The following is a 25,537-nucleotide window of genomic DNA, read 5'->3' as shown; positions in this document are numbered from 1 at the left end:
AGCTCCGTCTCCCGCTTGACGAAACTGACTTTCCGCCCCGTAAGCGATTCATAGCGCAATTTGGCGGGTGTGCGCGGTGAAATCCATGTTGGTGAGCGGTGAAAGTTGCGATTGTGATCCATCGGCTCGGGGGGATCGCTTGCTCTCCCGGAGGGCATGCGTTAAGGCAGCGCTTTCCGAATTAACTCACAGGAGTGCCGGAGCATGGCTCGCGTCACCGTCGAGGATTGCGTCGACAAGGTCGACAATCGCTTCGAACTCGTTCTTCTGGCCGGCCATCGCGCACGCATGATCGCGTCGGGTTCGCCGATTACGGTCGATCGCGACAACGACAAGAACCCGGTCGTCGCCCTTCGCGAGATCGCCGACGAGACCATCTCGCCGGAAGATCTCAAGGAAGATCTGATCCATTCGCTGCAGAAGTTCACCGAGGTCGACGAGCCGGAGGCCGAGACGGTTCCGATGATCGCGTCCGGCGGCAGTGAGGGCGGTGCCGATGATCCTGACGTCATGCTCGACCGCATGACCGAGGAGGAACTGCTCGCCGGCCTGCAGGGACTGGTGCCGCCTGAGCCGAGCGACGACGAGGAAGGCTGAGGCCGTTCTCGCATTCGGCGTCTGATCCTTTGCAGCCCGGCCTTGTGCCGGGCTGTTGCTTTTGCGGCGTAATTTCCGATCCGGCGCTTGCGTTGGCCTTGCCGCCGGACATATCTAGCCTTCTGGAACGGACGGGTCGTTCCCCTCGCGAGATCCTGTCATGATGCGGCAGTACGAGCTCGTCGAGCGCGTGCGCCGGTATAATCCCAATACCGACGAGGCGCTGCTCGATCGCGCCTATGTCTATGCCATGCGTGCGCACGGCACGCAGAAGCGCGCCTCCGGCGACCCCTATTTCTCGCATCCGCTCGAAGTTGCGGCGATCCTCACCGACCTCAAGCTTGACGATGCCACCATCGTCGCGGCGCTGCTGCACGACACGATCGAGGACACCGACGCCACCCGCGACGAAATCGACAAGTGGTTCGGCCCTCAGATCGGTGCTCTGGTCGAGGGACTGACCAAGATCAAGAAGCTCGATCTCGTCTCCAAGCAGGCCAAGCAGGCCGAGAACCTGCGCAAGCTGTTGCTGGCCATTGCCGACGACGTGCGCGTGCTGCTGGTCAAGCTGGCCGATCGTCTGCACAACATGCGCACGCTGAAATGGGTGCCGGAGGAGAAGCGCAATCGCGTCGCGCAGGAAACGCTCGATATCTATGCGCCGCTCGCCGGGCGCATGGGCATGCAGGACATGCGCGAGGAACTGGAGGACCTCTCCTTCCGACAGCTCTCGCCCGAGGCCTATGACTCCATCCTCGGCCGCCTGAAGGCGCTGAAGGACCATAATGGCGAACTGGTTGCAGCGATCGAGCGGGAATTGACCGACGCGCTGAGCCAGAAGGGCCTCGATGCGACGGTGAAGGGGCGCGAGAAGCGGCCTTACTCGATCTGGCGCAAGATGGAGCAGAAGTCGGTCGCCTTCGAGCAGCTCTCGGATATTTATGGCTTCCGCCTCATCGTCGGCACGGTGCAGGAGTGCTATGCCGCGCTCGGTGTGGTGCACACCAAGTGGCGCGTGGTGCCGGGCCGCTTCAAGGACTATATTTCCACCCCCAAGCAGAACGATTATCGCTCGATCCACACAACCGTCGTCGGCCCCGGCCGGCAGCGCGTCGAGTTGCAGATCCGTACCCGCCAAATGCATGAGATCGCCGAATACGGCATCGCGGCGCATGCGATCTACAAGGACGGCGAACCGGTGGCCGCAGCGGGCGAGGATCTGCTCACCCGCGATTCCAATGCCTATGCCTGGCTGCGGCGCACCATCGAACTTCTCGCCGAGGGCTCGAGCCCGGAGGAGTTCCTCGAACATACCAAGCTCGAACTGTTCCACGACCAGGTGTTCTGCTTCACGCCGAAGGGGCGGCTGATCGCGCTGCCGCGCGGGGCGACGCCCATCGACTTCGCCTATGCGGTCCATACCGGCGTCGGCAACATGGCAATCGGTGCCAAGATCAACGGCAAGGTCTCGCCCCTGGTCTCGCGTCTCCACAATGGCGATGAGGTGGAAATCATCACCTCTCCCAGCGCGACGCCGCCGGCGGCCTGGGAATCCATCGTCGTCACCGGCAAGGCGCGCGCGGCGATCCGCCGGGCGACCCGTGTCGCCGTGCGTGCGCAATATGCCGGGCTGGGACGCCGCATGGTCGAGCGGGCGATGGCGCGGGCCGGCAAGGCGTTCTCCGACGACAAGCTGGCCGGCTCGGTCGGTCGTCTTGCCCGCACGACGCCGGAAGAGGTCTATGCCGCGGTCGGACTGGGGGAGCTGAAGGCCGACGATGTGGTCAAGGCGCTCTATCCGGAGTGGACCGGACCGCGGCCGGAGGAAAAGCAGGCGCCCAAGGGCGAGGGCTGGTTCGAGCTCGAGCGCGGCCAGAGCCTCAAGTTCAAGATACCCGGCGTCGAGATTGCGCCGGATCCGAAGACCTCCATCCCGATCCGTGGCATCAACCGCGAACTGCCGGTACGTTTCGCGCCGAATGGCGGCGCCGTGCCGGGCGACCGCATCGTCGGCATCATGACGCCGGGCGAGGGGATCACCATCTACCCGATCCAGTCGCCGGCACTGCAGGATTTCGAGGAGGAGCCGGAGCGCTGGCTCGACGTGCGTTGGGATGTCGACGAGGACGATCCGCAACGCTTCCCCGTACAGATCGTGGTGGTGGCGACCAACGAGCCGGGCTCGCTCGGCCAGATCGCCCAGGTCATCGGCGAGCGCGACGGCAATATCGAGAACCTCAACATGTCCTCGCGCTCTCCCGACTTCACGCGCATGGTGATCGATATCGGCGTGTACGACCTACGTCATCTCAACGGCATCATCTCGGATCTGCGCTCGCGGCCGGTGGTCTCCAGCGTCGAGCGCGTGAACGGCTGACGCGTCCGGCGTCCGATCCGGCGGAACCCGGCGGCCATCATCGCGTTGTCGCTCCGAAAGGCCGCCACGGCCGGGATGAAGGAGGCGATGATGGTCGATATCGTTCACAGCGCGATGCGTATCCTCGCCGGCTTCGTCAAGCAGTTGAGCGGTCGCACATTGGGCAATGGCGCATTGGAGGCCTTTGGTCGCGTCGACGAACTTGTCGGCCGGGCCGAGCTGGTCGCGGTGCGGGTCCGTTCCCGCAGCAGTCGCGTTCATCATTGAGGCCGCAGCGCCTCCCTCTCCGAGACAGGATTGAAGAAGCATGCGTATCCGATATGGATTTCGGATGGCGCTGGAGTGTGCCAATCCGACCCCGGCGACCTTCGCCGTCGACGTGCACAGCTCGCGGCATCAGGATGTCATCGTTCAGTCGCCGATGTTCCTGCAGAGCTGCGGGCAACGCTCGCTCGCCAACGTCATGTCGCTCGACATGTTCGGCAATGTCCGGCGCCGGGTGGTGCTGCCGGCCGGGCGCACGGAGATCGAGCATCACGGCGTCATCCGTGATCCCGGCACGCCGGACGTGATAAACGTCGCGGCGCGACAGTCTCCGCTCGACCAGGTGCCCGAGGACGTGATGGTGTTCCTGCTCGGCAGCCGCTATTGCGAAACCGACCTGCTGACCAGCGAGGCGTGGTCGCGCTTCGGCGGCGTGCCGGAAGGCTGGGCGCGGGTGCAGGCGATCTGCGACTTCGTGCACGACCACATCCAGTTCGGCTACGCGCATGCCGACTGCACCCGTTCGGCGGTGGGGGTGCTGAAGGAGAGGCGCGGCGTTTGCCGAGACTTCGCGCATCTCGCCATTGCCTTGTGCCGGGCGATGAACATCCCGGCGCGCTACTGCACCGGCTATCTCGGCGACATCGGCGTGCCGCGCGATCCGGCGCCGATGGATTTCAGCGCCTGGTTCGAAGCCTATCTCGATGGTCGCTGGTACAGCTTCGATGCCCGGCATAACCAGCCGCGCATCGGCCGTGTGGTGATGGCGCGGGGGCGCGACGCCACCGATGTGCCGATCGTCTGCACTTTCGGGCCTCATCAACTCGTCAGTTTCGAAGTGTGGACCGACGAGATGGCGGCAAGCGAGTCGGTGGCGGCCTGACAAGGCTGTCTGGATGGCGTGCGAGGTGACGCGGACCGGCGGATGAGTTATCACCCGCCGGTCCTTTCCTTTGCCCGATCGGTTTGCCGTCATGACTCAAGACGAGGTCCTCGCCGAGTTCCGCGCCGCCGGCGCCCTGTTGGAGGGGCATTTCATCCTCTCCTCCGGCCTGCGCAGCCCCGTGTTCCTGCAGAAGATGTTCATCTTCATGGATCCGGCCCGCACCGAGCGCCTTTGCCGGGCGCTTGCCGAGAAGGCGCGAGCCGCCTTCGGGCCGATCGACTATGTCGTTTCGCCCGCCATGGGTGGCATCATCCCCGGCTACGAGACCGCCCGCCATCTCGGTGCCAAGGCGGTGTTCGTCGAGCGCGAAGACGGCCAGTTCGTGCTGCGCCGCGGCTTCTCCATTCCGGAGGGCGCGCGGGTGCTGATGGTGGAGGACATCGTCACCACCGGCCTGTCGTCGCGCGAATGCCTCGCCTCCATCGCCCACCATCCCGGCAAGATCGTTGGTGCCGCCTGCCTGATCGACCGCTCGGGCGGCAAGGCGGATCTCGGCGTGCCGCTGGTGACGCTGGCGAGCCTCGATATTCCCAGCTACCCGCCCGACCGGTTGCCGCCGGAACTCGCCGCGCTGCCGGCGGTGAAGCCGGGCAGCCGCGGCATCCAGGGAGCGCAGGCATGAGCGCCCCGGCCGCCCTCGTCGTGGTGCCGCCGATCCGCCTCGGTGTGAACATCGATCACGTCGCCACGGTGCGCAACGCGCGTGGCGGAGCGCTGCCCGATCCGATCCGGGCGGCGATGCTGGCCGCGGCCGCGGGGGCCGACGGCATCACCGCCCATCTGCGCGAGGATCGTCGCCACGTGCGCGACGAGGATATGCGCCGCCTGCGCGAGACTCTGACCATCCCGCTCAACTTCGAGATGGCGGCGACGCATGAGATGGTCGCGATCGCCACTGATCTGAAGCCGCATGCCTGCTGCCTGGTGCCGGAACGCCGCGAGGAGCGCACCACCGAGGGCGGGCTTGACGTCATCGGCGGTGGCATCGATCTCGCGCATCGGGTCGAGCAACTGGCGGCATCGGGCATCCGGGTATCGCTTTTCGTCGCCCCCGATGCCGACCAGATCGTACGGGCCGCCGATATCGGCGCGGCCGTTATCGAGCTGCATACCGGCAGTTGGTGCGACCTGCGCGCGGCGGGACGGCAGGAAGAGGCCGTCGCCGAACTGGGGCGGCTCGCCGACGCGGCCGAACAGGCGACGAGGCTCGGGCTTGAGGTCCATGCCGGCCACGGGCTCGATTACGCGACGGCGGAAATCATGGCCGCCAACGCCCATATCCGCGAGTTGAACATCGGTCACTTCCTGGTCGGCGAAGCGATCTTCGAAGGGCTGGAGACGGCGATCCGGCGCATGCGCGCGGCGATGGCACGCGGCCGGGCGCAGTTGCGCGCCGGCAAGGCGGCCTGAGGCCGCAGGATTGGGGTACGCATGATACTCGGCATCGGCTCCGACATCACTGACGCCCGGCGCGTCGCCGAAGTGCTGGAGCGCCATGGCGAGCGCTTCATCGAGCGCGTGTTTACGCCGGTCGAGCGGGCGAAATCGGAGCGGCGCGCGCGTCGTGCCGAGAGCTATGCCAAGCGCTTCGCCGCTAAGGAGGCCTGCGCCAAGGCGCTCGGCACCGGGCTGGCCCAGGGAGTGTTCTGGCGTGACATGGGGGTGGTCAACCTGCCGTCCGGCCGTCCGACCATGCAGCTTACCGGCGGCGCCAGGGCGCGGCTCGACGCGATGACGCCGCCGGGCTACGAGGCCCGCATCGATCTCACCATCACCGATGACGGGCCGCTGGCCCAGGCCTTCGTGATCATCAGCGCGGTGCCGAGCGGATCGCCTGGTCCCGGAGCGTAAGCTCCGGTGATCGTGAAGAGCGCGCGTTGCCGCAGGCGTGGCGAGCGGCTATAGGAGCCCGATGACCTCGACGCAGGGGGTGCCGTGCCGGCGGCAGCCGGAGCGCGGCTGAGCGGAAAGCACGATGAGCGCAACAACCGAACCGAAGAAAAAGGAAGGCGGCCTGGGCGAGACTGCCAAGGTCATTCTGCAGGCCTTCCTGATCGCCCTCATTATCCGCACCTTCCTGTTCCAGCCATTCAACATCCCGTCCGGCTCGATGAAGGAAACGCTGCTGGTCGGCGACTATCTCTTCGTGTCGAAGTTCAGCTACGGCTACAGCCGCTTCTCGCTGCCGTTCTCGCCACCGCTGTTCGACGGGCGCATCTTCGGCTCGACGCCGAACCGCGGCGATGTGGTGGTGTTCAAGCTGCCGCGTGACGAGAGCACGGACTATATCAAGCGGGTCATCGGCCTGCCGGGCGACCAGATCCAGATGATCGGCGGCGTCCTGCACATCAATGGCCAGCCGGTGAAGCGCGAGGATGCCGGCTACTGGATGGACGACGAAGGCGGTGGCCGCGTCCAGCGCGTGAAGCGCTGGACCGAGACGCTGCCCAATGGCGTGAGCTATTACACGCTCGATCTGGTCGACAACGGCTTCTACGACAACACGCCCGTCTATCAGGTGCCGCCCGGGCATTATTTCATGATGGGCGACAATCGCGACAATTCCACCGATTCACGGGTGCTCAGCCAGGTCGGCTATGTACCTTATGAAAATCTGATCGGCCGTGCCCAGATGATCTTCTTCTCGGTCAAGGAAGGTGACGCGGCCTGGCAAGTGTGGAAGTGGCCCTGGACGGTGCGCTGGGACCGCATGTTCTCTTTCGTGCGATGAGCCGGTCTTCCAAAGACCACGAACGGCCCGGCGACCTTGCTGCGCTTGAACAGGCGCTCGGCCATGTGTTCGCCGATCCGTCGCATCTGGTGCTGGCGCTGACCCATATCAGCGCCGTCACCGGCGTCCAGGGAAGCCGGGCGCGGGTGAGGTCTTATCAGCGGCTCGAATTCCTCGGAGACCACGTGCTCGGGCTCGTGGTCTCCGACATGCTCTACCGCGCCTATCCGGACGCCGAGGAGGGCGAGCTGTCGCGCCGGCTCTCCGACCTCGTCTGTGAGAAGGCCTGCGCCGAGGTGGCGCAGGAGATGCGGATCGGCCCCTTCCTCCGTCTCGGCGCCGGCGAGGAACGCACGGGCGGACGCAACCGGCAGGCTATCCTCGCCGATATTGCCGAGGCGGTGCTGGCGGCCGTCTATCTCGATGCCGGCTTTTCGGCCGCCGAAAAGCTGGTGGAGCGCTTCTGGCGTCCCCGGTTGGAGCGTCGTGGCAGCGCCGGCCGCGATCCCAAGACGGCGCTGCAGGAATGGGCGCAGGCGCGGGGGCTGCCGCCGCCGCATTATCGCCTGGTGGAGCGCGAGGGACCGGACCATAATCCACAGTTCCGCATCGCGGTGGAAGTACCCGGATGGGAGGCGGCCGAAGGTATCGGCTCTTCCAAGCAAAGCGCCCAGAAGACCGCCGCGGCTGCCTTTCTCGAACGAGTTTCGTCATGAATGACCCAGACGCCGACATCGGCGCCACTTCCGCCACCACACGCTGCGGTTTCGTCGCGCTCATCGGCGCGCCGAATGCGGGCAAGTCAACGCTGACCAACGCGCTGGTCGGCACCAAGGTATCGATCGTCTCGCACAAGGTACAGACCACGCGCTCGCTGGTGCGCGGCATCGCCATCGAGGGCCAGACGCAGATCGTGCTGGTCGACACGCCCGGCATCTTCGCGCCCAAGCGGCGATTGGAGAAGGCGATGGTGCGCTCCGCCTGGGGCGGGGCGGGCGATGCGGATGCGGTGGCGCTGCTCATCGATGCCCGCGTGGGCATCACCGAGGAGGTGGAGGCCATCATGCGCGGCCTCGCGCAGGTGAAGCGCCCCCGCGCGGTCATCCTGAACAAGATCGACCTGGTGAAGCGCGAGAGCCTGCTCGAACTCGCCGCCAAGGTGGCCGAGCACATAACCCTCGACCGGCTGTTCATGATCTCGGCTCTGGAAGGCGATGGGCTCGTGCAATTGCGCCAGTGGCTGACCGAGGTGCTGCCGCAAGGGCCGTGGCTCTATCCCGAGGACCAGATCTCCGATGCGCCGATGCGCATGCTGGCGGCCGAGATCACCCGCGAGAAGCTGTTCCATCGGCTGCACGAGGAACTGCCCTATCGCTCAACGGTGGAGACCGATAGCTGGCAGGAGCGCAAGGACGGCTCTGTGCGCATCGAGCAGACCATCTTCGTCGAACGCGAAAGCCAGCGGAAAATCGTCCTCGGCAAGGGCGGCGACACCATCAAGGCGATCTCGATGGCGGCGCGCAAGGAACTCACCGAGATCGTCGAGCAGCCCGTGCACCTGTTCCTGTTCGTCAAGGTGCGTGAGAATTGGTCGGATGATCCCGAGCGCTATCGCGAGATGGGGCTGGAATTTCCCGACGCCGACTAGGCCGCTCGGGATCGGGGCAGGACGCCGCGATGGAATGGACCGACGACGGCATCATCCTGGGGCTTCGTCGCCATGGCGAAGCGAACGCCATCGTCGAAGTGCTGACGGCCGCGCATGGGCGCCATCTCGGACTGGTGCGCGGCGGCGGCTCGCGGCGGCAGGCCCCCTCCCTGCAGCCAGGCAACAGCGTGCATGTCGCCTGGCGGGCACGGCTCGACGAGCAGCTTGGCGCCTTCACGCTGGAGGTGACGCAGGCGCGGGCCGAACGGCTGATGCGGCGGGCGCACTCGGCCTTCGCCGTCAGCCATCTCGGCAGCCTCATCCGGCTGTTGCCGGAGCGCGATCCGCACCCCGAGCTCTATGCGACGCTGGCGGCGGTGATCGAGCATCTCGACGAACCGGCGCTGGCGGGCATGTTGCTGGCGCGTTTCGAGCTCGTCATGCTGGCCGAGCTCGGCTTCGGCCTGGATCTCGACAGTTGCGCGGCAACCGGCGGGCGCAACGATCTGCTCTATGTCTCGCCGAAATCCGGCCGGGCGGTAAGCCGCGATGCCGGCGAGCCGTGGCGGGCGCAGCTCTTCGCGCTGCCCTATTTCCTCGTTGGCGAGGTGGCGGAGCCTCCGGCGATGGAGGATCTGCAGGCTGCCTTCGAGCTCACCGGGCATTTCCTCGCCCGCCGGGTGTTCGAGCCGCGCGGGGCGGAGGTGCCGGACAGCCGCGCCGCCTTTCTGCAGGCGCTGCTGCGCGGCGTCCCGCCGAGGCGGCCGGACCTTTAGGCCCTCGCCGTTTCTTTTGTACCACAAGCCTTTGGATAGATTTGCGTGCGACGTGTTCGCGTCTTGTTCTTGTCGCGCATTCGCGGTAGCGAGAGGATATGGGAGAGGGACCGATTCCGACTGACGACGGCACCATCGAGCCGGTCGGCCTGAAGGCCGCGCTCGAAGAGCGTTATCTTGCCTATGCGCTGTCGACCATCATGCACCGGGCGCTGCCGGATGCGCGCGACGGGCTGAAGCCGGTGCATCGCCGTATCCTGTACGGCATGCGGCTGCTCAGGCTCGACCCCGGCGGCGGCTTCCGCAAGAGCGCCAAGATCGTTGGCGACGTGATGGGCTCCTTCCACCCGCACGGCAATATGGCGATCTACGACGCCATGGTGCGCCTGGCGCAGGATTTCGCCCAGCGCTATCCGCTGGTCGATGGGCAAGGCAATTTCGGCAATATCGACGGCGACAATGCTGCGGCCGAACGCTACACCGAAGCCCGCCTGACCGAGGTGGCGCGGCTGATCCTCGACGGCATCGACGAGGACGCCGTCGCCTTTCGCCCGAATTATGACGGCACCGCCGAAGAGCCGGTGGTGCTGCCGGGCGGTTTCCCGAACCTGCTCGCCAACGGCTCCACCGGCATCGCCGTGGGGATGGCGACCTCGATCCCGCCGCACAACGCCGCCGAATTGTTCGATGCCTGCCTGCATCTGATCGCCCATCCGCAGGCGACCACCGACGACCTGCTGCAATTCGTCAAGGGGCCGGATTTTCCGACCGGCGGCGTCGTCATCGAGTCCCAGGCCTCCATGGCGGACGCCTATGCCACCGGGCGCGGCGGTTTCCGCCTGCGCGCACGCTGGCATAAGGAGGAAACCGGCCGCGGCACCTATCTCGTGGTGGTCACGGAAATCCCCTACGGCGTCGCCAAGTCGCGGCTGGTCGAGAAGATCGCCGATCTCCTCAACGAGAAGAAATTGCCGCTGCTGGCCGATGTCCGCGACGAATCCGCCGAGGATGTTCGCCTCGTGCTGGAGCCGCGGGCGCGCAACGTCGATGCCGAACTGCTGATGGAGAGCCTGTTCAAGCTCACCGAGCTCGAAACGCGCTTTCCACTGAACATGAACGTGCTGGTCGGCGGGCTGGTGCCCAAGGTGGTCAGCCTCGCCGAGGTGCTGCGCGAGTGGCTGGACCATCGGCGCGACGTGCTGCTGCGGCGCTCGCGGCATCGCCTGGCGCAGATCGAGCATCGGCTAGAGGTGCTTGGCGGCTATCTGATCGCCTATCTCAACCTCGACGAGGTGATCCGCATCATCCGCGAAGAGGATGAGCCCAAGCCGGCGCTGATGGCGCGCTTCGATCTCACCGACGTGCAGGCGGAAGCCATTCTCAACATGCGGCTGCGCAGCTTGCGGCGGCTGGAAGAGTTCGAGATCCGCAAGGAGCACGACACGCTGTCCAAGGAGAAGGACAAGCTGGTGAAGCTTCTCGATTCCGAGGCCCGGCAGTGGAAGGCCATCGGCGCCGAGATCGCCAAGACCCGCGAAATGTTCGGCCCCGAGACGGAGCTGGGCAAGCGCCGCACCGATTTCGGCGAGGCGGCCGCCCACACCGCCGACGCGGTGATCGAAGCGCTGGTGGAGCGCGAGCCGATCACCGTGGTGGTGTCGCAGAAGGGCTGGATCCGTGCGCTGAAGGGCCATGTCGCCGATCTCGCCTCGCTCGCCTTCAAGGGCGACGATTCGCTGAGGCTCAGCTTCTTCGCCGAGACCACCTCGAAGCTGTTGGTCTTCGCCACCAATGGCCGCTTTTACACGCTGGATGCTTCCAAGCTCCCCGGCGGACGCGGCCATGGCGAGCCGCTGCGCCTGTCGATCGATCTCGAGCAGGAAGCCGATATCGTCGACGTCATCGTCTATCAGGGTGGGCGCAAGCTGTTGGTGGCGGCCAAGGAGGGCCGGGGCTTCCTGGTGGCGGAGGACGATTGCGTCGCCAACACCCGCAAGGGCAAGCAGGTGCTCACCATCGACGCGCAGGATGCCTGCCGGCTTGTGGTTGCCACCGGCGACAGCGTCGCGGTGATCGGCGAGAACCGCAAGCTGCTGGTGTTTCCACTTTCGCAGGTGCCGGAAATGGCGCGTGGGCGCGGCGTGCGGCTACAGCGCTACAAGGACGGTCAGATGTCGGATCTCAAGGTGTTCACACTTGCCGACGGCCTCACCTGGCTCGACACGTCGGGCCGCACCTGGACGGTGACGGACCTGACCGAATGGCGCGGCGAGCGTGCGAGCGCCGGGCGTTTGCCGCCTAAGGGCTTCCCGCGCAACAATCGGTTCTGACGAGCGCAAGCTGTTGGCCCGTCTGGCATTGTGCTTCCTGAAGCGAGGGGGGCCGGCTATCGGAGAGACGGTCCTCCGGGACTATTCGGTGCTCTCCACCCGCTCCCAGCCATGCGCGGTGAGCCGTTCCTGCGGCAGGAACTGGCTTTTGTAGCCCATCTTGGCCGAGCCATCGACCCAGTAGCCGAGATAGACATAGGGCAGGCCCATCGCCTTGGCCTTGGCGACATGGTCGAGGATCACGAAGGTGCCGATGGAGCGCGCGGCCTCGTCCGGCTCATAGAACGAGTAGACCATTGAAAGACCGTCGGCGAGTACGTCGGTGAGGGCCACCGCGTAGAGTGCGCCCTGTCCGCGGCCATGGATGGCGGTATCCGGTCCGCGCCGTCGATATTCCACGATCCGGGTGCGCACATGGCTGTCCTCGACCATCATCGCATAGTCGAGCACCGTCATGTCGGCCATGCCGCCATCGCCGTGGCGGCTGTCGAGATAGGCGCGAAACAATGAATATTGCTCGGCGGTCGGCACCGCCGCGCGCATATCGCCGATCAGATCGGCATTGCTCCTGCTCACCCGGCGGAAGCGGCGCGACGGCGCGAAATCCGCCACCACGATGCGCACGGAAACGCAAGCGCGGCAGTGTTCGCAGGCGGGGCGATAGGCGATGGACTGGCTGCGCCGGAAACCCCCATGCGTCAGCACGTCGTTGAGCTGGGTCGCCCGCTCGCCAACCAGATGGGTAAACACCTTGCGTTCCTCGCGCCCGGGTAAATACGGGCACGGCGAAGGTGCCGTGAGATAGAATTGCGGCGTATCGCGAGAGTGTTCCGTCACGGCAGCTTCAATGTTCGACCGAAGAGAGGATCGCGCGAGCCGACCGTCGCGTCAAAGGCAGAAATGCGTATCGCGCGAATGTGTCACCTGCGGCGCAACGCGGCAGCGCGGGCCTCGCTGTTGGTGACGACGGTGCCGAGCAGCAGATCGTGCAGCAAACGCTTGCGGCCGTTGAACAGGCCGACGATCACCACCAGCGGCGTCAGCACGCTGAACGACACCCAGAACAGCACGACACTGAGCACGGCGAGCAGCGTATACATCGGCGCGCCGTACCACAGCCGCATCTCGATCTCCATCACGCGCATGCCGATGGTTGACGATTCGCGCCCTCCCAGCGTCAGGCCGCTATAGACCAGCGCCCAGACAACGAAGGCGGGGCTCAGAAGGCCGAAGAGCAGCCAGCCGAGCCCGAAGGTGACGAACCCCGACACGAAGATGACGATGGCTGCGACGCCGATCGGCACGCAGATGATGAGCGCATCGATCAGGAAGGCGATGAAGCGGCGCCAGAGCACGCCCCGGAAGTATTCCGGCTCGGTGACGGGATCGTAGGCGTAGGGCTTGGCCTCTGCCGGGCCACCGAACGCGAAGGGATCGGACATGGATGTCTCCAGTGACGGTCCCTTCACAGATGGCCTTGGGCCATTCGTCCGGCAAGGGTCGCAGGGACGGGGCTACTAGTTGCCGGACTGCCAGTCGATGCGCACGACGTCCATGCCCTCGGCGAGCAGCGAACGGTGCACATTGTCGGCATGGGCACGGTCGCGGGTCTCGACCGTCACGTCGAGCCGGGCGCCCTTGGCATGTACGTCGAGGAAATGGCGCTTATGCTCGACTTCGAGGATGTTGGCGCCGAGCTTGCCGAGCAGCGTCGAAATGATGCCGAGCTCGCCCGGACGATCGAGCATGGAGAAGCGGAAGGAGACGATGCGTTCCTCGCGCTCCAGTTCGCGCAGCATGATCGAGGCGACGGTGCGCGGATCGATGTTGCCGCCGGAAACCACGAGGCCGACATTGCGACCCCGATAGCGCTCCGGTTCCGCCAACAGTGCCGCGAGGCCGCCGGCGCCAGCGCCCTCTGCCAGCGTCTTCTGCTGGGTGAGGAACAGGTTCACTGCCCGCTCGAAGGTCGGCTCGTCCACCAGCACGACGTCGGACACCAGGGCAGAGACGATCTCGCGGGTGAGCGCCCCCACGTTCTTCACCGCAATGCCTTCGGCGAGGGTTGTGCCTTCGCAAGGCAGGCTCTGCTGATGCAGGGCATTCCACATCGATGGATAGAGCGTCGTCTCGACACCGATCAGCTCGATATCGGGCCGGATGTGGCGAGACGCCACCGCCATGCCGGAGATGAGGCCGCCGCCGCCGACCGGCACCAGCAAAACGTCCAGATCCGGCGCGTCCTCGAGCATCTCGGCGGCGATGGAGCCCTGGCCGGCGATGACGTGGCGGTCGTCATAGGGATGCACCCAAACGAGGTTCTCGGCGTGGGCGAGGCGGTCGGCCTCCTCGCTGGCATCGGCAACCGTCTCGCCATGCAGCACCACCCGGGCGCCGTGCGCCTCGGTTGCCGCGACCTTCACGATCGGCGTGAATTTCGGCATGACGATGGTGGCGCGGATGCCCAGCCGGGCGGCGTGGTAGGCAACTGCCTGCGCATGATTGCCAGCCGACATAGCGACCACGCCATGCGCGCGCTCCTCGGCGCTGAGGCTGGCGAGCTTCACCAGTGCACCGCGCTCCTTGAAGCTCGCCGTGACCTGCAAATTCTCATATTTGACAAAGACATGCGCGCCCGTAATCGCCGAGAGGCGCGGCGCCGGCAGCGTGGGCGTGCGCAGCACCGCGCCGGTCAGCACATGGCGGGCTGCGGCGATATCGGCGGGAGTTACGGGAAGCGACATGAAACCACTCAGAATTCGCGTACCCTGGGGGCCGCATTGTTGAGAAGTCCGCCCGGCCTCAGAACGAGGAAGGCGGCCAGAAGCGCATAGGTGACGAGATCGCGATACACGATATCGAAGCTCGCCGACCACACGATTTCGACGCCGGCGACAATGACGGCGCCGAGAAACGCGCCCGGCACAGAGCCAATGCCCCCGATAATGGCCGAAATCAAGGCTTTGAGCGTGATCGCCAGTCCTTCTCCCGGCTGGACCGTGCCGTACGCCACCACACTCACCGCGCCCGCCAGCCCAGCGGCAGCGCCGGCGATGAGGAAGGTGCCGCTGCGCAGGGCGGGGACGCGTACCCCCAGCAGCGCCGCCATCAGCGGGTCATCGGCATAGGCACGCCAGGCGCGGCCGAAGCGGGTGCAGCCCATCAGGCCGAGCAGGATGGATGCGCCGGTGAGGCTCATGCCCGCGGCGAGCATTTGCGCCGCCGTCACCGTGGCGACGAAGCCGCCATCGCCGGCCAGCGGGATCGGAATGTTAAGCAGCGGCGGCAGCCAGTTCACCCGCAGCGGAGCGGTGATCCGGGCCGCCTCCGCCAGCACGATGGCGACGGCAATGGTGGCGATCAGCATCCCCTGCGGCGGGGAAGACGGCGAGGCGAGCGGCAGGACCACGAAGCGGCCGACGAGCCAACTTATTGATATTGAGCCGATAATTCCGGCAGCCGCGGCCATGATGAGGTCGGCCGGGCCCAGCCGCCCCGCCATGCCGGCGATGCCGACCGCAACGAGCATATAGACGCCGCCGGTGACGGCGATCTCCCCGAAGGCGAGGTTGACGCGACCGAACAGGCCATGGACCAAGGCGAAGCCGGTGGCGACCAAGCCGTAAATGCCGGCCAGCGTGGTGCCGTTTATCGCCTGTTGCAGCCAGTAGGCCTGCCGCGGCGACAGTGGGAACAGGGCGGGCGGCGACGCGCGGTCTGGCGCAGCGCTCAACCACCAGCGCATGATTATGTAGAGTTTTACTTCACTTAGCGGGCCGGTATCGGTATTTACGCCGGTAAGGGTGGCGCGGGCGGCGCCCGTATGGCCGGCGAAGGTGCAGACGATCCAGTGCGGCACCGCACGGGAACCGAGGCGGGCCCGATAGGCGAGACGGAGCCCGTCGGTGCCCGGCACCGGTGTCAGCGACACCTCGTCGATGCTGACCTTCTCATCATGCAGGGCAGGGGCGACGTCGCGACAGATGCGGGCCTGGTCGGCATCGATCACCGATCCGCAGCCCGCCAGCAGCAGGGCGAGCCAGAGTAGGGTGAGGTGTACGATGAGGCGCATGGACCGGCATTGTGCAGGCAGGGGCGCCGGCCCGGCGCGGATCAGGCCTCGCGGGCGAGCTTCTCGGCGACGCGGGGGGCGAAATAGGTGAGCACGCCATCGGCGCCGGCACGTTTGAAGGCCATCATGCTCTCCATCATCGCCTTCTCGCCGTCGAGCCAGCCATTGCGCGCCGCCGCCTCGATCATCGCGTACTCGCCGGACACCTGGTAGGCGAAGGTCGGCAGGCCGAAGGTATCCTTCAGCCGCCAGACGATGTCGAGATAGGGCATGCCCGGCTTGACCATCAGCATGTCCGCGCCCTCATCAATGTCGAGGGCGGCCTCGCGCAGGGCCTCGGTGCCGTTGGCGGGGTCCATCTGGTAGGTGCGCTTGTCGCCCTTCAGGCAGCCGGTGGAACCCACCGCGTCGCGGAAGGGGCCATAGAAGGCCGAGGCATATTTGGCGCTGTAGGCGAGGATCTGCGCATCGAGATGACCTTCGGCATCGAGGGCGCGGCGGATGGCGCCGACCCGGCCGTCCATCATGTCCGACGGCGCGATGACATCGGCGCCGGCATCGGCCTGCACCAGCGACTGCTCGATCAGCACCGCGATGGTTTCGTCGTTGAGAATGCGCCCATCCGCCGACAGCAGGCCATCATGGCCGTGGCTGGTATAGGGGTCGAGGGCGACGTCGGTGATCAGGCCGATCTCCGGCACGGCATCCTTGATCGCCCGCAGCGCGCGGCAGACCAGATTGTCGCGGTTGAGCGCCTCGCGCCCATCGACGGTGCGCAGCTCGGGGTCGGTATAGGGAAACAGCGCCAGCGCCGGAATGCCAAGCTCCGCCGCCCGCTCGGCCTCGCGCACCGCCTGATCGACCGACAGCCGCTCGACGCCGGGCATGGAGCCGACCGGGCTGCGCGCCTCGCTGCCATCCATCACGAACACCGGCCAGATCAGATCGGCGACGGTGAGCGTGTTCTCGCGCGTCAGCCGGCGGGTCCAATCGGATTTGCGGTTGCGGCGCGGACGGTGAGTCAGATCGAGGCGGGTGGCTGCGTCGGAGCGGCCCATCGGATCGAGATTTACCGGACGCGGGCGGGCGAAGGGAATGGGCATGGCGCACTCTTCGAAGCCAGTTTCGAACACTTATAACGTCATAAAGGCCTCGAGGCGACCTAATCACCCGGACGATTGCGTAATCGCGCGAAATATGTCGCAGGTCATGATGACGCGGCCCGGATATCCGCCGGGCCGGCCTGGAGAGCCTGCATGACAGCTGCGACCATCGGCATTCGCTTCGAGATCTCGGGAAAGGCCGGGATCATCACGCTGGACCGACCCAAGGCGCTGAACGCCCTCGATCACGAAATGGTGTCCGCACTCCGCGCGAGGCTCGACGCCTGGGCCGATGATTCGGCGGTGGAGGTGGTGGTGCTGCGCTCAGCGCATGAGCGGGCCTTCTGCGTCGGCGGCGACGTGCGGGCGATGCACGATCTCGGCCGCGCCGGCCGGATCGAGGCGGCGCGCAGCTTCTGGCGCGACGAATATCCGCTCAACCATCTGATCTCGGTCTATCCCAAGCCCTTCGTCGCCCTGGTGGGCGGACTGTGCTTCGGCGGCGGCTTCGGCATCTCCGGCCATGCGCGCTACCGCGTCGCCGGGGAGGGATTGGGCTTCGCCATGCCGGAAGTGGCGATCGGCCTGTTTCCCGATGTCGGCGGCACCTATGTGCTGCCGCGCCTGCCGGGCTGGAGCGGTGCCTGGCTCGCCATTACCGGCGCGCGAATCGGCATGGCCGATGCCATGGCGCTCGGCCTCTATACCCATCATGTCCCGGCCGAGCGCTGGCCGGACCTGATCGACGCCTTTGCCGCCGGCGACCCGGTCGAACCGACGCTGGCGCGGTTCGCCGCGGTGCCGCCGCCGCCACCGCTCGGCCCGCTGCTGCCGCTGATCGACCGGGTGTTCGCCGGCGGCAGCGTCGCGGCGGTGATGGCGGCGCTCGACCATGCCGCTACGCTGGAGGGCATCGAAGGCGAATTCGCCGCCAAGCAGGCGGAGACCATCCGCCGGGCATCGCCGACCAGCGTCCACATCGCCTTCGCGCAGATGCAGCGCGGCCTCGCCCATGATCTCGCCGGCTGTCTCACGCTGGAGTTCCGGCTGGTGACGCGGCTGCTGGCCCAGCACGACTTCTATGAGGGGGTGCGGGCGGTGCTGGTGGACAAGGACCAGGCGCCGCGCTGGCGGCCGGCGCGGCTGGACGAGGTGGACCCCGCCGCCATCGCCGCGATGTTCGACGAGAAGCTGCCGGACGATTTGGTGCTGACGTGATGCGATTTTCCGCTATTGAGGCGTAATGAGCACACCCTACGATCCCATCGACGCCACCCTCGGCCCCGCCGGCGCCGCAATGCCGCCCTGGCAGCGGCGGGTGCTGATCTATCTGCGCGGCCTTGCCGGGCTGCTGCTGCTGAAGACCATCTACAGCTGGACGTTGATCTGCGGCGTGTGGGACGGCGAGAGCAGCCGCTTCGAGATGCTGTCGCTCGCCGCGCAGGCGGCGGTGATCTGGGCGGCGATCATGAACCCGGTGGCGGCGGTCGGCCTGTGGCTGGGCGCGGCCTGGGGCGTGGTGCTGTGGCTGGTCACCGCCATGGTGCAGATCCTGATCAACGCCTCCTCGCCGGAGGGAGTCGGCCGGCTGCTGATCGTCGCGGCCTTCGAGACGGTGCTGGTCGCGATCTATGCCTGGCTGACCTACAAGGCCGGCCGCGAGGCGGAGCGCTGAAGCCCGGCCGCTCGCCTTAACCTTTTGTAAGGCATAGGCGTTTGGATTCGATTCATCCTTCCGCTTAAACGGACTTTCAGACGCGCCCCGGAATATGGAACGACACGAAGGGAAGCTCTCGCAGGGAGAAATCCGCGCGGGACGAAAATCCCCAATGACGTCGAGCCGGGGTGTCGAACATGAGAAGCGCAGCACGGGCCCTGACGCCCGTACCCGATGAAGCGCCGCAGAGCGCGATCACGCCGCTGTATCACGAGGCGCTGACGCTGGTGGAGCGGCTGCATCGCCGCCTGCTCGACGTGGTGAAGGACGAGTTCGACCGCCGCGGCCGCTCGGACGTCAATCCGGTGCAGGCGCTGCTGCTGTTCAACATCGGCGATTCCGAGCTGACCGCCGGCGAGCTGCGTACCCGCGGCTACTATCTCGGCGCCAATGTCTCCTACAATCTCAAGAAACTGGTCGAGACCGGCTATCTGCATCACCAGCGCTCGCGGGTCGACCGGCGGGCGGTGCGCATCAGCCTCACCCCCAAGGGCGAGGAGGTGCGGGACATCGTCGGCTCGCTCTATGCCAAGCACATCGCCACCATCGAGCAGATCGGCGGCATCGGCTCGCAGGATTTCCAGGTGATCAACAAGGCGCTGCAGCGGCTGGAGCGCTTCTGGACCGACCAGATCCTCTATCGCCTCTGACGGCCCGCGCGGCCGTGCCGTCCGGGCGAGGGCTCAGGCGGCGCGGTGGCCCGGCGAGGCAGGGGCCTCCTCGATGTCGACCACCACCGGGCGGCGCAGCTCGGCTGTCTCGGTGCGCCAGCGCATGGCGGTGCCGAGGCCCGACCTGACATGCTGGCGGGCGAGGCTTTCCGCCTCGCCGAGATCGGTGGCGCTGACCACGAATGTACCGGTTTCGCGCCGGGTCACGGTACGTTCGAGCTTGACGATGAAGTCCGGCATCCGGGTTCTCCCTTGCATGCCGCGACCCTGCCCGGGGCGCCGTCAACCGTCTTCGAGGCTCGAACGGCATTTGCCGCCCTGCACGCCAAAGCCCCGCGAAGTGGAGGGGGCGCGAGGCCGGCTTGGGGGAACTGACGGCACGATCGGCGGGATGCCGTCGCGCCGGCTGGAAGGACCGGGCTACAGGGCGCCGAGCTCTTGCGGCTGATGGCGGTCATCGGACGGCGTCTGCCCGACCAGGGATTCGAGCACCCGGAACAGTGCCAGGCTGATGCGGTCGCTGTTGATATAGGCGGCGCGGCGCATATAGGCCTCGACCACCTGCCTGTGCTCCTCGGTGTTGAGCTTGAAGGCATTCCTGACCGCCTTCTTCAGGCTCATGAAGCTGTTGGGCTGATAGAAGAACCGATGCCCCGACGGCGGCAGGATCTCACGGTAATAGGCGGTGTCCGGCGCGACGATGATGGCGCCGCCCTGCAAGGCCAGATGCGCGACGCCGGAATTTATCGTGTCGTGATCGGTCAGCAGGATGCATTTCGCCTTGTCGAAATGCGCCGCGAGATCGTCGTCCTCGATACGGCCGGCGGCGAAGCTTATCCTCTTGTTCTGCGAAATGGACTTCGCGATGTACTCGACATATCCCTGGTCGTCGGCCTGGCCGGCGATGGTGAGCGGCGTCTTCGGGATGTGGAGCTCGTGAAACCGGATGAACCACTCAAGGTTCTTGTACGGCAGTATCCGGCCGAAGATGAGCACCGATGTGCGATCTGCCTCGAATGACGGGCGGAGATCGTAGGCGGTGAGATAGGACGGGTGCGGGATGTAGTAGTTCTTGTCCGGATCGGCCTCGCTGTCCAGCGTGTCGGCATAGCGCAGCGACTCGACGTTCTGGTGCAGGATCGCGCTGGCGGAGCGCATGATCTTCTTCCGCATCATCGTCAGGTGATGGGTGAAGAGATCGCTGTGCGGGTGGGCGTTGTGCACCATCCAGACGATGTGCCCGCCGGATTCCGCGTATTTCCGCAGGTCGCGGATGTAGCGCGTTGCCAGTGAGCGGGCCTGGAACGCCGAATCCGCGCCGGTGAAGATCTGCTCCTCCCAATTGACCAGGACGACGTCGGGTATGGGCGCGTCGTTGATCTGGGAGATCTTCTTGTTGCTGATGCGGGAGACGGCAACGGAAGGCGGGCAGCGGGAAAGCAGCAGATCCATATAGGGATTGGATCGGCTGGATCCGGTGACCGCGATGTGCCGCATGGCTGTGGTCTCCGTGGTGAGCCTTCAATCCCTGATACGGCGCGCAGAGATCGATCGAGGGGTACGAGGGGCCGGTATCCTACGCTCCTACGTATCACTCTGGCACGGCTCGATTATGCGCAAGCCCCGGTCCGGCGCAAGTCGCCAGGCCGGACAGAAGCCGGCCCCAGAGAGACGAAGCCTCAGAGAGACGAAGCCCCAGAGAGACGAAGCCCCAGAGAGACGAGGCCCGCTCCGGTTGTCCGGAACGGGCCTCGCGCAGTCCTTGTCCGGCGGAAGCGTCAGGCGGCGGAGACGCTCCTGGCGGGAGCGTCCACCTTGGCGATCTGCCTGGCACGGGCGGCGACCTTGTCGCGGATCGCGCGGATGCGCTTCTCGTCACGCAGCGCCTCGAAGCCGGGGCGGTCCGCCTTGCGGCGCTTGCTGTCCTCGGGACGCAGCGTGGTCACGTCGACATTTTGGAAGAAGTCGCGGTTGCCGCCATCGGCCCAGGCTTCCGAGAACATGCCGTGCGCCCGCACCACGTCGAACTGGTCGAGTTCCACATGCCAGTAGGAGACGGAGCGGGTGTCCAGCTCCTGCACGATGGTGATCCCGTTGACGAGGTCGTTGGCGCGAACCAGCTTGCCGCCGACGAACAGGTGGTGCCAGGGGGAAACCACGAGGTCGCTGGACGGCACGTTGTCGGCAAAGGCACCGGCATGGATGCGCACCGGGGCGACGCGCTGCTTCTGATCGGCGGTGCGCAGCCAGGAGACGCCGTAGTCGCGCCAGCCGATCCACTTCACTTCGCGCACCCCGGACCGGCCAATCACCTTGTCGCCGGCCTTCAGCTTCTCGATCGCCACCGGGCCCTCCGGCGTGTCGATCAGCGTGCCGCGCACGAAGCAGACCGGATTGACGAAGGCGCCTTCGGCATTGATGAACTCGGACGGGGGGCCGGCGATGATCGCCGCGGCGTCGTCGGGGCTCATGCCCTGCACGTTGTAGGTCACCCCATCCTGCAGGGTGCCGCCACCGAAGACGAAGGTGCCGACGCCGGTGCCGGAATTGTACGAGAAATTGGAAAAGTCGAGCCCCGTGGCCCCCAGCGAGTCACCAGTGGTGAAGCCGGTGATGTTGAAGCTCACGGCGGTGGGCAGAAGCGTGTTGTCGACGTAATTGAAGCTGCCGGCGCCACTGCCGGAGAACGCCACCGTCTGGGTGGTGCCGACGCCGAGCGCGACCGTGCCGGATTCGACGGTGATGCCCGAGGTGTCGCCTACCGAATAGGTAAGGTTGCTGATGAGGCCGGCGCTGAGGAGGCCGTTGTCGATGACGACATCCGCGTCGTTGATGGCGGCGATCGTCACATTCGAAACGGCGGTCAGGCCCGCGCCGTAGCTGACGGTCGTATCGACGCCGTCGATGGTCAGCGTGTGATCGCCGAGCGCGGTGATCGAAACCGTATCTCCCGCCTCAAAGCCGTTGGCTTCGCTTACGGTCTGATCGGAATTGAGAAGATTAACGCCAATAACAGCCATATTTCGTGCCCCATGTGGTGGAAAACAAACGGTTATTTAATGATAAATGGCAATAAAAATTCACTACGCACATCGAATATGCGTATTAAATACATTGCCATTTAACTCATTGCTTACGATGCTAACGAGATACCGACATTCATCAGTATTGCGTTACGGCATTTCCGCATTCATTCGATCATAGTGATTCCTTCTCGCCCGACGGGAGAGTCGTAGATTCCAGATTGTGTAATATTCGAAATTTATACGAAGATAGACTCTAGGTCCGAAACTCTTGCGGATTCCTAGGGGGGAGTCAATCGCCCTGTCGACCGCCGGGCGGAAATGGTTCGCGGTCGGGGATATAAGATTCTGTGAATGCGGCGTAAAGTATGCCAGAGCTTGGTGTCGAATCTTCGCATTAATTTCATTCGAAACCTATTCTGCCGGATTTTATTTCGAAAAGTGCGCAGCGCACCCTCTATCCGGCCGGCGACATAGGGGAGTTTACGGATGCTAAGTCTCGGATTTCCCTGGAATCTCCGCGGATAAGTCAGCCAGTGTGACCTAGGCTTTCGGTTTCTTTTCTTCTGATTTTTTACCGAAAGCTGTCTCAGAGCGTCTGGCTCTATGTCGCCGACATCGCGTGCGCGAGCCTCCCAGGCTCGTGGCGCCCGGGAATGCGGCACTGTCGATCGGGCGTGCCGCGAAGGCGGGCAGCGGGCAATGCGTGAGGTGCCGCGATGCGCGGCCGGCCGTGTCGGCGGCGTGGCGCTACGTTCGGAATCCGGAAGAGCCGGCGCCCAAGCGGCGACGCCTCGGGAGCTCCGGGGCGGGGGGAGGCTCAGGGCGAAGCGCGCAGAGGCTCAGAAAAGCCTTGAACCCAAGAAAGTCCGGGGAAGCGAGGTTGCCTACAGGCCCGCCGCGGGAAGGTCGCTCAGACCGCCGCGGGCTTCGGGCGGTTGGGGCCATGGCCGCGCCAGGCCGCAAGGCGGGCGCGGGCATTGTCGCCAGGCTTGCCCTCGCCGCTGTCGACGTCACGCCCCTCCGCGAGCGTGGCGTGGGGCAGGCTGATGACAGCCCGCAATCCGTTGCCGGTGTTGGTGAGCGTGACATCGCCGCCATGGTGGCGCACGACATTGCGGGCGATGGACAGCCCGAGCCCGATGCCGCCGGTCTCGCGATTGCGGGAGTTCTCCAGCCGGAAGAAGGGGGCGAACACCCGCTCCATGGTATCGGCCGGAATGCCCGGCCCGTCATCCTCCACCACGATCTCGATGGCGCTTGGCCGGGAATGCACGGCGACGCGCGCCCGCTCGCCGTAGCGCACGGCGTTCTCCACCAGATTGCGGACGGCGCGCCGGAGCGCATCGGCGCGGCAGCGATAGCCGATCCGGGGAGCTTCGGCGAAGCTCACCTCCTGGCCAAGCTCGACGAGGTCGTCGCACATGCTTTCCACCAGTGCGGTGAGATCGACATTGCGCGTCGGCTCCTCGGCCGCCTGCTCGCGGGAGAAGGCCAGCGTCGCCTCGGTCATGGCGCGCAACTCGTCGATAGTCGACAGCATCTTGTCGCGGGTCTCGTCGTCGGCGACGAATTCGGCGCGCAGCCGCAGCGAGGTGATCGGCGTGCGCAGATCATGCCCGATCGCCGCCAGCATGCGCGTGCGGTCCTCGACGAAGCGTTGCAGGCGCGCCTGCATCAGGTTGAACGCCACCGCCGCCTGACGGATGTCGTCCGGCCCCTTTTCCGGCAGGGGCTCGACGCTCTCGCCGCGTCCCAGGGCCTCGGCGGCCACGGCGAGGCGGTGCATGGGGCGGGTCATCCAGCGGGCGATGAAGGCGGCGCTGATCGACAGAACCAGCGCGGTGACGCCCAGGGACAGCAGGGACTGCGAGGACCAGATGCTGTTGACGATCTTCTTGCCGTAGGCGCTGGACAGCCAGGAACCATCCTGCAGCCGCACCGCCAGGCCCATGCCGTTGGCGTCGTCGAGCCGCAGGAATTTTGCCGGCCGCGACAATGGCCAGGCATAGGCGGGCATCTCCACCCAGGACGGCATGTCGGTTGCGTGGGCCTTGCCTGTCGTGGGGCCGGGCATGGAGGCGTCGTCATGCGCCATGGCCGCGTTGCCGGGCGTGGCGAGGCTGGCGACGGTCGGCAATGGTTCGGCGAGCCGCGTTTTGGCGTCCCGACGCCAGGCGTCGGCATCGGAGGGGAAGCCCGGCGTCACCCAGAAGCGCGTGTAGCTGGTGCCGCTGGCGCGCAATATGTCCGCCCGCAGCTCGGGCGGCGTGGATTCGAGAAGCTGGGCGACCGAGGCCGAGCGGCTGAGGAACTCGGTCTTGGCGGCCTTGTTGAGCGCCTGACCGCGCTCGTCCATCGACAGCAGGAAGCTCACCCCCTGCGAAAAGGCGAGCGCAAGCAACATGATGGCGACAAAGCGCGCGGTAAGGCTGCGGCTCCACAACCGGATCATCGCGACACCACCTCCGCGGAGAAACTGTAGCCGCCGCCCCAATGGGTCTTGATCAGCGCCGGCGATTTCGGATCGGTCTCGATCTTCTTGCGCAGCCGGCTGACGCGGTTGTCGATCGCCCGGTCGAACGGCTCGGCATTGCGGCCGACAGTGAGGTCGAGCAGCTGGTCGCGGCTGAGGACGAGCCCGGCATGGTCGATGAACACGCTGAGCAGCCGGAACTCGGCGGTGCTGAGCGGTACGCTCATCCCGTCCTGGTCGACGAGCTCGCGGCGACCGACATTGAGCACCCAGCGATCGAAGCGCACTTCCTTGGCCTGGATCTGCGCCCGCTGCGGTGGCAGGCTCTGCACCCGGCGCAGCACCGCCTTGATGCGGGCCAGCAGCTCGCGCGGGTTGAACGGCTTGGTGAGGTAGTCGTCGGCGCCGAGCTCCAGCCCGACGATGCGGTCGGTCTCCTCCGCCATGGCGGTGAGCATGATCACCGGCAGCTGGGTGGATTCGCGCAGGAAGCGGCAGAGCGAGAGGCCGTCCTCGCCGGGCATCATGATGTCGAGCACGACGAGGTCGATGGCGTTGCGCTCGACAAGGCGCCGCAGCGCCGCCGCGTTCTCGGCGAGGCTGACGCGGTAATCATGCTTCTGCAGATATTTGCCGACCAGATCGCGGATATCGCGATTGTCGTCGACGACGGCAATGTGCGGTGTCGCTTCCATGAGCTGGCCCTTTGCCGTTCCCAATATAGGGAGAATCTGCGGCGCGGCCGAAAAAATTGTCGCAGAATGTCGCCGACACCAGGTGCGCGATGGATTGCGACAATTCCATCC

General features: G+C 65.9%; 25 protein-coding genes. 15 read left to right on the top strand and 10 right to left on the bottom strand.

Annotation, left to right across the window (positions count from 1 at the left end; all coding sequences use genetic code 11):
• Window positions 1–204 precede the first annotated feature (204 nt).
• From rpoZ to parC, 12 genes are all read left to right on the top strand, one after another.
• Window positions 205–597, top strand: coding sequence for a DNA-directed RNA polymerase subunit omega (gene rpoZ / locus J2X65_RS22660; RefSeq protein WP_213363111.1), 393 nt, complete (start codon window positions 205–207; stop codon window positions 595–597).
• Between the two features lie 160 nt (window positions 598–757).
• The gene (locus J2X65_RS22655; RefSeq protein ID WP_310206271.1) at window positions 758–2,974 is read left to right on the top strand and encodes a bifunctional (p)ppGpp synthetase/guanosine-3',5'-bis(diphosphate) 3'-pyrophosphohydrolase; all 2,217 of its coding nucleotides are present in this window, start codon (window positions 758–760) and stop codon (window positions 2,972–2,974) included.
• A 90-nt stretch (window positions 2,975–3,064) separates the two neighbouring features.
• Complete coding sequence (locus J2X65_RS22650; RefSeq protein WP_310206268.1) at window positions 3,065–3,241, top strand: hypothetical protein; 177 nt, start codon at window positions 3,065–3,067, stop codon at window positions 3,239–3,241.
• A gap of 40 nt (window positions 3,242–3,281) precedes the next feature.
• Entirely contained in the window at window positions 3,282–4,121 is an 840-nt protein-coding gene (locus tag J2X65_RS22645; RefSeq protein WP_310206265.1) for a transglutaminase family protein, read from the top strand.
• Between the two features lie 91 nt (window positions 4,122–4,212).
• A complete protein-coding gene (gene pyrE / locus J2X65_RS22640) occupies window positions 4,213–4,806 on the top strand; it encodes an orotate phosphoribosyltransferase (RefSeq protein WP_310206262.1) in 594 nt (197 codons plus the stop codon).
• On the top strand, window positions 4,803–5,594 hold the full coding sequence (locus J2X65_RS22635; RefSeq protein ID WP_310206259.1) for a pyridoxine 5'-phosphate synthase: 792 nt from the start codon (window positions 4,803–4,805) through the stop codon (window positions 5,592–5,594). Before pyrE ends, J2X65_RS22635 begins: the two co-directional genes overlap by 4 nt.
• A gap of 21 nt (window positions 5,595–5,615) precedes the next feature.
• The gene (gene acpS, locus J2X65_RS22630) at window positions 5,616–6,035 is read left to right on the top strand and encodes a holo-ACP synthase (RefSeq protein ID WP_213363105.1); all 420 of its coding nucleotides are present in this window, start codon (window positions 5,616–5,618) and stop codon (window positions 6,033–6,035) included.
• A gap of 124 nt (window positions 6,036–6,159) precedes the next feature.
• Complete coding sequence (gene lepB / locus J2X65_RS22625) at window positions 6,160–6,915, top strand: signal peptidase I (protein WP_310206256.1); 756 nt, start codon at window positions 6,160–6,162, stop codon at window positions 6,913–6,915.
• Window positions 6,912–7,631, top strand: a complete 720-nt coding sequence (gene rnc, locus J2X65_RS22620) for a ribonuclease III (RefSeq protein ID WP_310206253.1) — start codon at window positions 6,912–6,914, stop codon at window positions 7,629–7,631. Before lepB ends, rnc begins: the two co-directional genes overlap by 4 nt.
• Window positions 7,628–8,563, top strand: a complete 936-nt coding sequence (gene era, locus J2X65_RS22615) for a GTPase Era (RefSeq protein ID WP_310206250.1) — start codon at window positions 7,628–7,630, stop codon at window positions 8,561–8,563. Before rnc ends, era begins: the two co-directional genes overlap by 4 nt.
• A 29-nt stretch (window positions 8,564–8,592) precedes the next feature.
• The gene (gene recO, locus J2X65_RS22610) at window positions 8,593–9,339 is read left to right on the top strand and encodes a DNA repair protein RecO (protein WP_310206247.1); all 747 of its coding nucleotides are present in this window, start codon (window positions 8,593–8,595) and stop codon (window positions 9,337–9,339) included.
• 98 nt (window positions 9,340–9,437) lie between these two features.
• Window positions 9,438–11,669: a DNA topoisomerase IV subunit A gene (parC, locus tag J2X65_RS22605; protein ID WP_310206243.1), complete on the top strand. Its 2,232-nt coding sequence runs from the start codon at window positions 9,438–9,440 to the stop codon at window positions 11,667–11,669.
• Between the two features lie 81 nt (window positions 11,670–11,750).
• On the opposite strand, the gene J2X65_RS22600 is transcribed toward parC, so the two are convergent.
• The 5 genes from J2X65_RS22600 to hemB all read right to left on the bottom strand — a co-directional run bounded on the left by J2X65_RS22600 (window position 11,751) and on the right by hemB (window position 16,844).
• The gene (locus J2X65_RS22600; RefSeq protein WP_310206240.1) at window positions 11,751–12,506 is read right to left on the bottom strand and encodes an arginyltransferase; all 756 of its coding nucleotides are present in this window, start codon (window positions 12,504–12,506) and stop codon (window positions 11,751–11,753) included.
• An 83-nt stretch (window positions 12,507–12,589) separates the two neighbouring features.
• Window positions 12,590–13,111 carry an RDD family protein gene (locus J2X65_RS22595; protein ID WP_310206237.1) on the bottom strand — a complete coding sequence of 174 codons (522 nt, stop codon included), beginning with the start codon at window positions 13,109–13,111 and terminating at the stop codon, window positions 12,590–12,592.
• A gap of 75 nt (window positions 13,112–13,186) precedes the next feature.
• Entirely contained in the window at window positions 13,187–14,413 is a 1,227-nt protein-coding gene (locus tag J2X65_RS22590; RefSeq protein WP_310206235.1) for a threonine ammonia-lyase, read from the bottom strand.
• Window positions 14,414–14,421: 8 nt separating this feature from the next.
• Window positions 14,422–15,741, bottom strand: a complete 1,320-nt coding sequence (locus J2X65_RS22585) for a branched-chain amino acid ABC transporter permease (RefSeq protein WP_310206232.1) — start codon at window positions 15,739–15,741, stop codon at window positions 14,422–14,424.
• Between the two features lie 41 nt (window positions 15,742–15,782).
• Window positions 15,783–16,844, bottom strand: a complete 1,062-nt coding sequence (hemB, locus tag J2X65_RS22580; RefSeq protein ID WP_310206229.1) for a porphobilinogen synthase — start codon at window positions 16,842–16,844, stop codon at window positions 15,783–15,785.
• Window positions 16,845–16,997: 153 nt separating this feature from the next.
• Here hemB and J2X65_RS22575 point away from each other — a divergent pair, with 153 nt between their 5' ends.
• The 3 genes from J2X65_RS22575 (at window position 16,998) to ldtR (ending at window position 19,211) form a co-directional block, all read left to right on the top strand.
• Window positions 16,998–18,062, top strand: coding sequence for an enoyl-CoA hydratase/isomerase family protein (locus tag J2X65_RS22575; protein ID WP_310206226.1), 1,065 nt, complete (start codon window positions 16,998–17,000; stop codon window positions 18,060–18,062).
• A 25-nt stretch (window positions 18,063–18,087) separates the two neighbouring features.
• A complete protein-coding gene (locus tag J2X65_RS22570; protein ID WP_310206223.1) occupies window positions 18,088–18,519 on the top strand; it encodes a DUF6163 family protein in 432 nt (143 codons plus the stop codon).
• A gap of 179 nt (window positions 18,520–18,698) precedes the next feature.
• Window positions 18,699–19,211 (top strand): transcriptional regulator LdtR, encoded by a 513-nt coding sequence (ldtR, locus tag J2X65_RS22565; RefSeq protein WP_310206220.1) that lies wholly within the window; start codon window positions 18,699–18,701, stop codon window positions 19,209–19,211.
• A gap of 33 nt (window positions 19,212–19,244) precedes the next feature.
• On the opposite strand, the gene J2X65_RS22560 is transcribed toward ldtR, so the two are convergent.
• The 5 genes from J2X65_RS22560 to J2X65_RS22540 all read right to left on the bottom strand — a co-directional run bounded on the left by J2X65_RS22560 (window position 19,245) and on the right by J2X65_RS22540 (window position 25,426).
• Window positions 19,245–19,472: a hypothetical protein gene (locus tag J2X65_RS22560; protein WP_310206217.1), complete on the bottom strand. Its 228-nt coding sequence runs from the start codon at window positions 19,470–19,472 to the stop codon at window positions 19,245–19,247.
• A 180-nt stretch (window positions 19,473–19,652) separates the two neighbouring features.
• The gene (locus tag J2X65_RS22555; protein WP_310206215.1) at window positions 19,653–20,729 is read right to left on the bottom strand and encodes a glycosyltransferase; all 1,077 of its coding nucleotides are present in this window, start codon (window positions 20,727–20,729) and stop codon (window positions 19,653–19,655) included.
• A gap of 281 nt (window positions 20,730–21,010) precedes the next feature.
• On the bottom strand, window positions 21,011–22,252 hold the full coding sequence (locus tag J2X65_RS22550; RefSeq protein WP_310206212.1) for a Hint domain-containing protein: 1,242 nt from the start codon (window positions 22,250–22,252) through the stop codon (window positions 21,011–21,013).
• Between the two features lie 916 nt (window positions 22,253–23,168).
• Window positions 23,169–24,710 (bottom strand): ATP-binding protein, encoded by a 1,542-nt coding sequence (locus J2X65_RS22545; protein WP_310206210.1) that lies wholly within the window; start codon window positions 24,708–24,710, stop codon window positions 23,169–23,171.
• Window positions 24,707–25,426, bottom strand: a complete 720-nt coding sequence (locus J2X65_RS22540; protein ID WP_310206207.1) for a response regulator — start codon at window positions 25,424–25,426, stop codon at window positions 24,707–24,709. Before J2X65_RS22540 ends, J2X65_RS22545 begins: the two co-directional genes overlap by 4 nt.
• Window positions 25,427–25,537 lie beyond the last annotated feature (111 nt).

It is taken from the genome of Ancylobacter sp. 3268 (assembly GCF_031456575.1).
Lineage (GTDB): Bacteria > Pseudomonadota > Alphaproteobacteria > Rhizobiales > Xanthobacteraceae > Ancylobacter.
Note: the sequence above shows the minus strand (reverse complement) of the source record. Positions and strands in the feature narration are given on the sequence as shown.

Bases quoted from the DNA above. Each gene is read 5' to 3' on its own strand.
- acpS (WP_213363105.1), top strand. From the start codon at position 5,616: ATGATACTCGGCATCGGCTCCGACATCACTGACGCCCGGCGCGTCGCC.
- J2X65_RS22560 (WP_310206217.1), bottom strand. From the start codon at position 19,472: ATGCCGGACTTCATCGTCAAGCTCGAACGTACCGTGACCCGGCGCGAA.
- J2X65_RS22585 (WP_310206232.1), bottom strand. From the start codon at position 15,741: ATGCGCCTCATCGTACACCTCACCCTACTCTGGCTCGCCCTGCTGCTG.
- J2X65_RS22570 (WP_310206223.1), top strand. From the start codon at position 18,088: ATGAGCACACCCTACGATCCCATCGACGCCACCCTCGGCCCCGCCGGC.
- J2X65_RS22645 (WP_310206265.1), top strand. From the start codon at position 3,282: ATGCGTATCCGATATGGATTTCGGATGGCGCTGGAGTGTGCCAATCCG.
- lepB (WP_310206256.1), top strand. From the start codon at position 6,160: ATGAGCGCAACAACCGAACCGAAGAAAAAGGAAGGCGGCCTGGGCGAG.
- J2X65_RS22575 (WP_310206226.1), top strand. From the start codon at position 16,998: ATGACAGCTGCGACCATCGGCATTCGCTTCGAGATCTCGGGAAAGGCC.
- rnc (WP_310206253.1), top strand. From the start codon at position 6,912: ATGAGCCGGTCTTCCAAAGACCACGAACGGCCCGGCGACCTTGCTGCG.
- J2X65_RS22590 (WP_310206235.1), bottom strand. From the start codon at position 14,413: ATGTCGCTTCCCGTAACTCCCGCCGATATCGCCGCAGCCCGCCATGTG.
- J2X65_RS22555 (WP_310206215.1), bottom strand. From the start codon at position 20,729: ATGCGGCACATCGCGGTCACCGGATCCAGCCGATCCAATCCCTATATG.
- pyrE (WP_310206262.1), top strand. From the start codon at position 4,213: ATGACTCAAGACGAGGTCCTCGCCGAGTTCCGCGCCGCCGGCGCCCTG.
- J2X65_RS22550 (WP_310206212.1), bottom strand. From the start codon at position 22,252: ATGGCTGTTATTGGCGTTAATCTTCTCAATTCCGATCAGACCGTAAGC.
- J2X65_RS22655 (WP_310206271.1), top strand. From the start codon at position 758: ATGATGCGGCAGTACGAGCTCGTCGAGCGCGTGCGCCGGTATAATCCC.
- recO (WP_310206247.1), top strand. From the start codon at position 8,593: ATGGAATGGACCGACGACGGCATCATCCTGGGGCTTCGTCGCCATGGC.
- J2X65_RS22650 (WP_310206268.1), top strand. From the start codon at position 3,065: ATGGTCGATATCGTTCACAGCGCGATGCGTATCCTCGCCGGCTTCGTC.
- J2X65_RS22540 (WP_310206207.1), bottom strand. From the start codon at position 25,426: ATGGAAGCGACACCGCACATTGCCGTCGTCGACGACAATCGCGATATC.
- J2X65_RS22635 (WP_310206259.1), top strand. From the start codon at position 4,803: ATGAGCGCCCCGGCCGCCCTCGTCGTGGTGCCGCCGATCCGCCTCGGT.
- parC (WP_310206243.1), top strand. From the start codon at position 9,438: ATGGGAGAGGGACCGATTCCGACTGACGACGGCACCATCGAGCCGGTC.
- J2X65_RS22545 (WP_310206210.1), bottom strand. From the start codon at position 24,710: ATGATCCGGTTGTGGAGCCGCAGCCTTACCGCGCGCTTTGTCGCCATC.
- ldtR (WP_310206220.1), top strand. From the start codon at position 18,699: ATGAGAAGCGCAGCACGGGCCCTGACGCCCGTACCCGATGAAGCGCCG.
- era (WP_310206250.1), top strand. From the start codon at position 7,628: ATGAATGACCCAGACGCCGACATCGGCGCCACTTCCGCCACCACACGC.
- J2X65_RS22595 (WP_310206237.1), bottom strand. From the start codon at position 13,111: ATGTCCGATCCCTTCGCGTTCGGTGGCCCGGCAGAGGCCAAGCCCTAC.
- hemB (WP_310206229.1), bottom strand. From the start codon at position 16,844: ATGCCCATTCCCTTCGCCCGCCCGCGTCCGGTAAATCTCGATCCGATG.
- rpoZ (WP_213363111.1), top strand. From the start codon at position 205: ATGGCTCGCGTCACCGTCGAGGATTGCGTCGACAAGGTCGACAATCGC.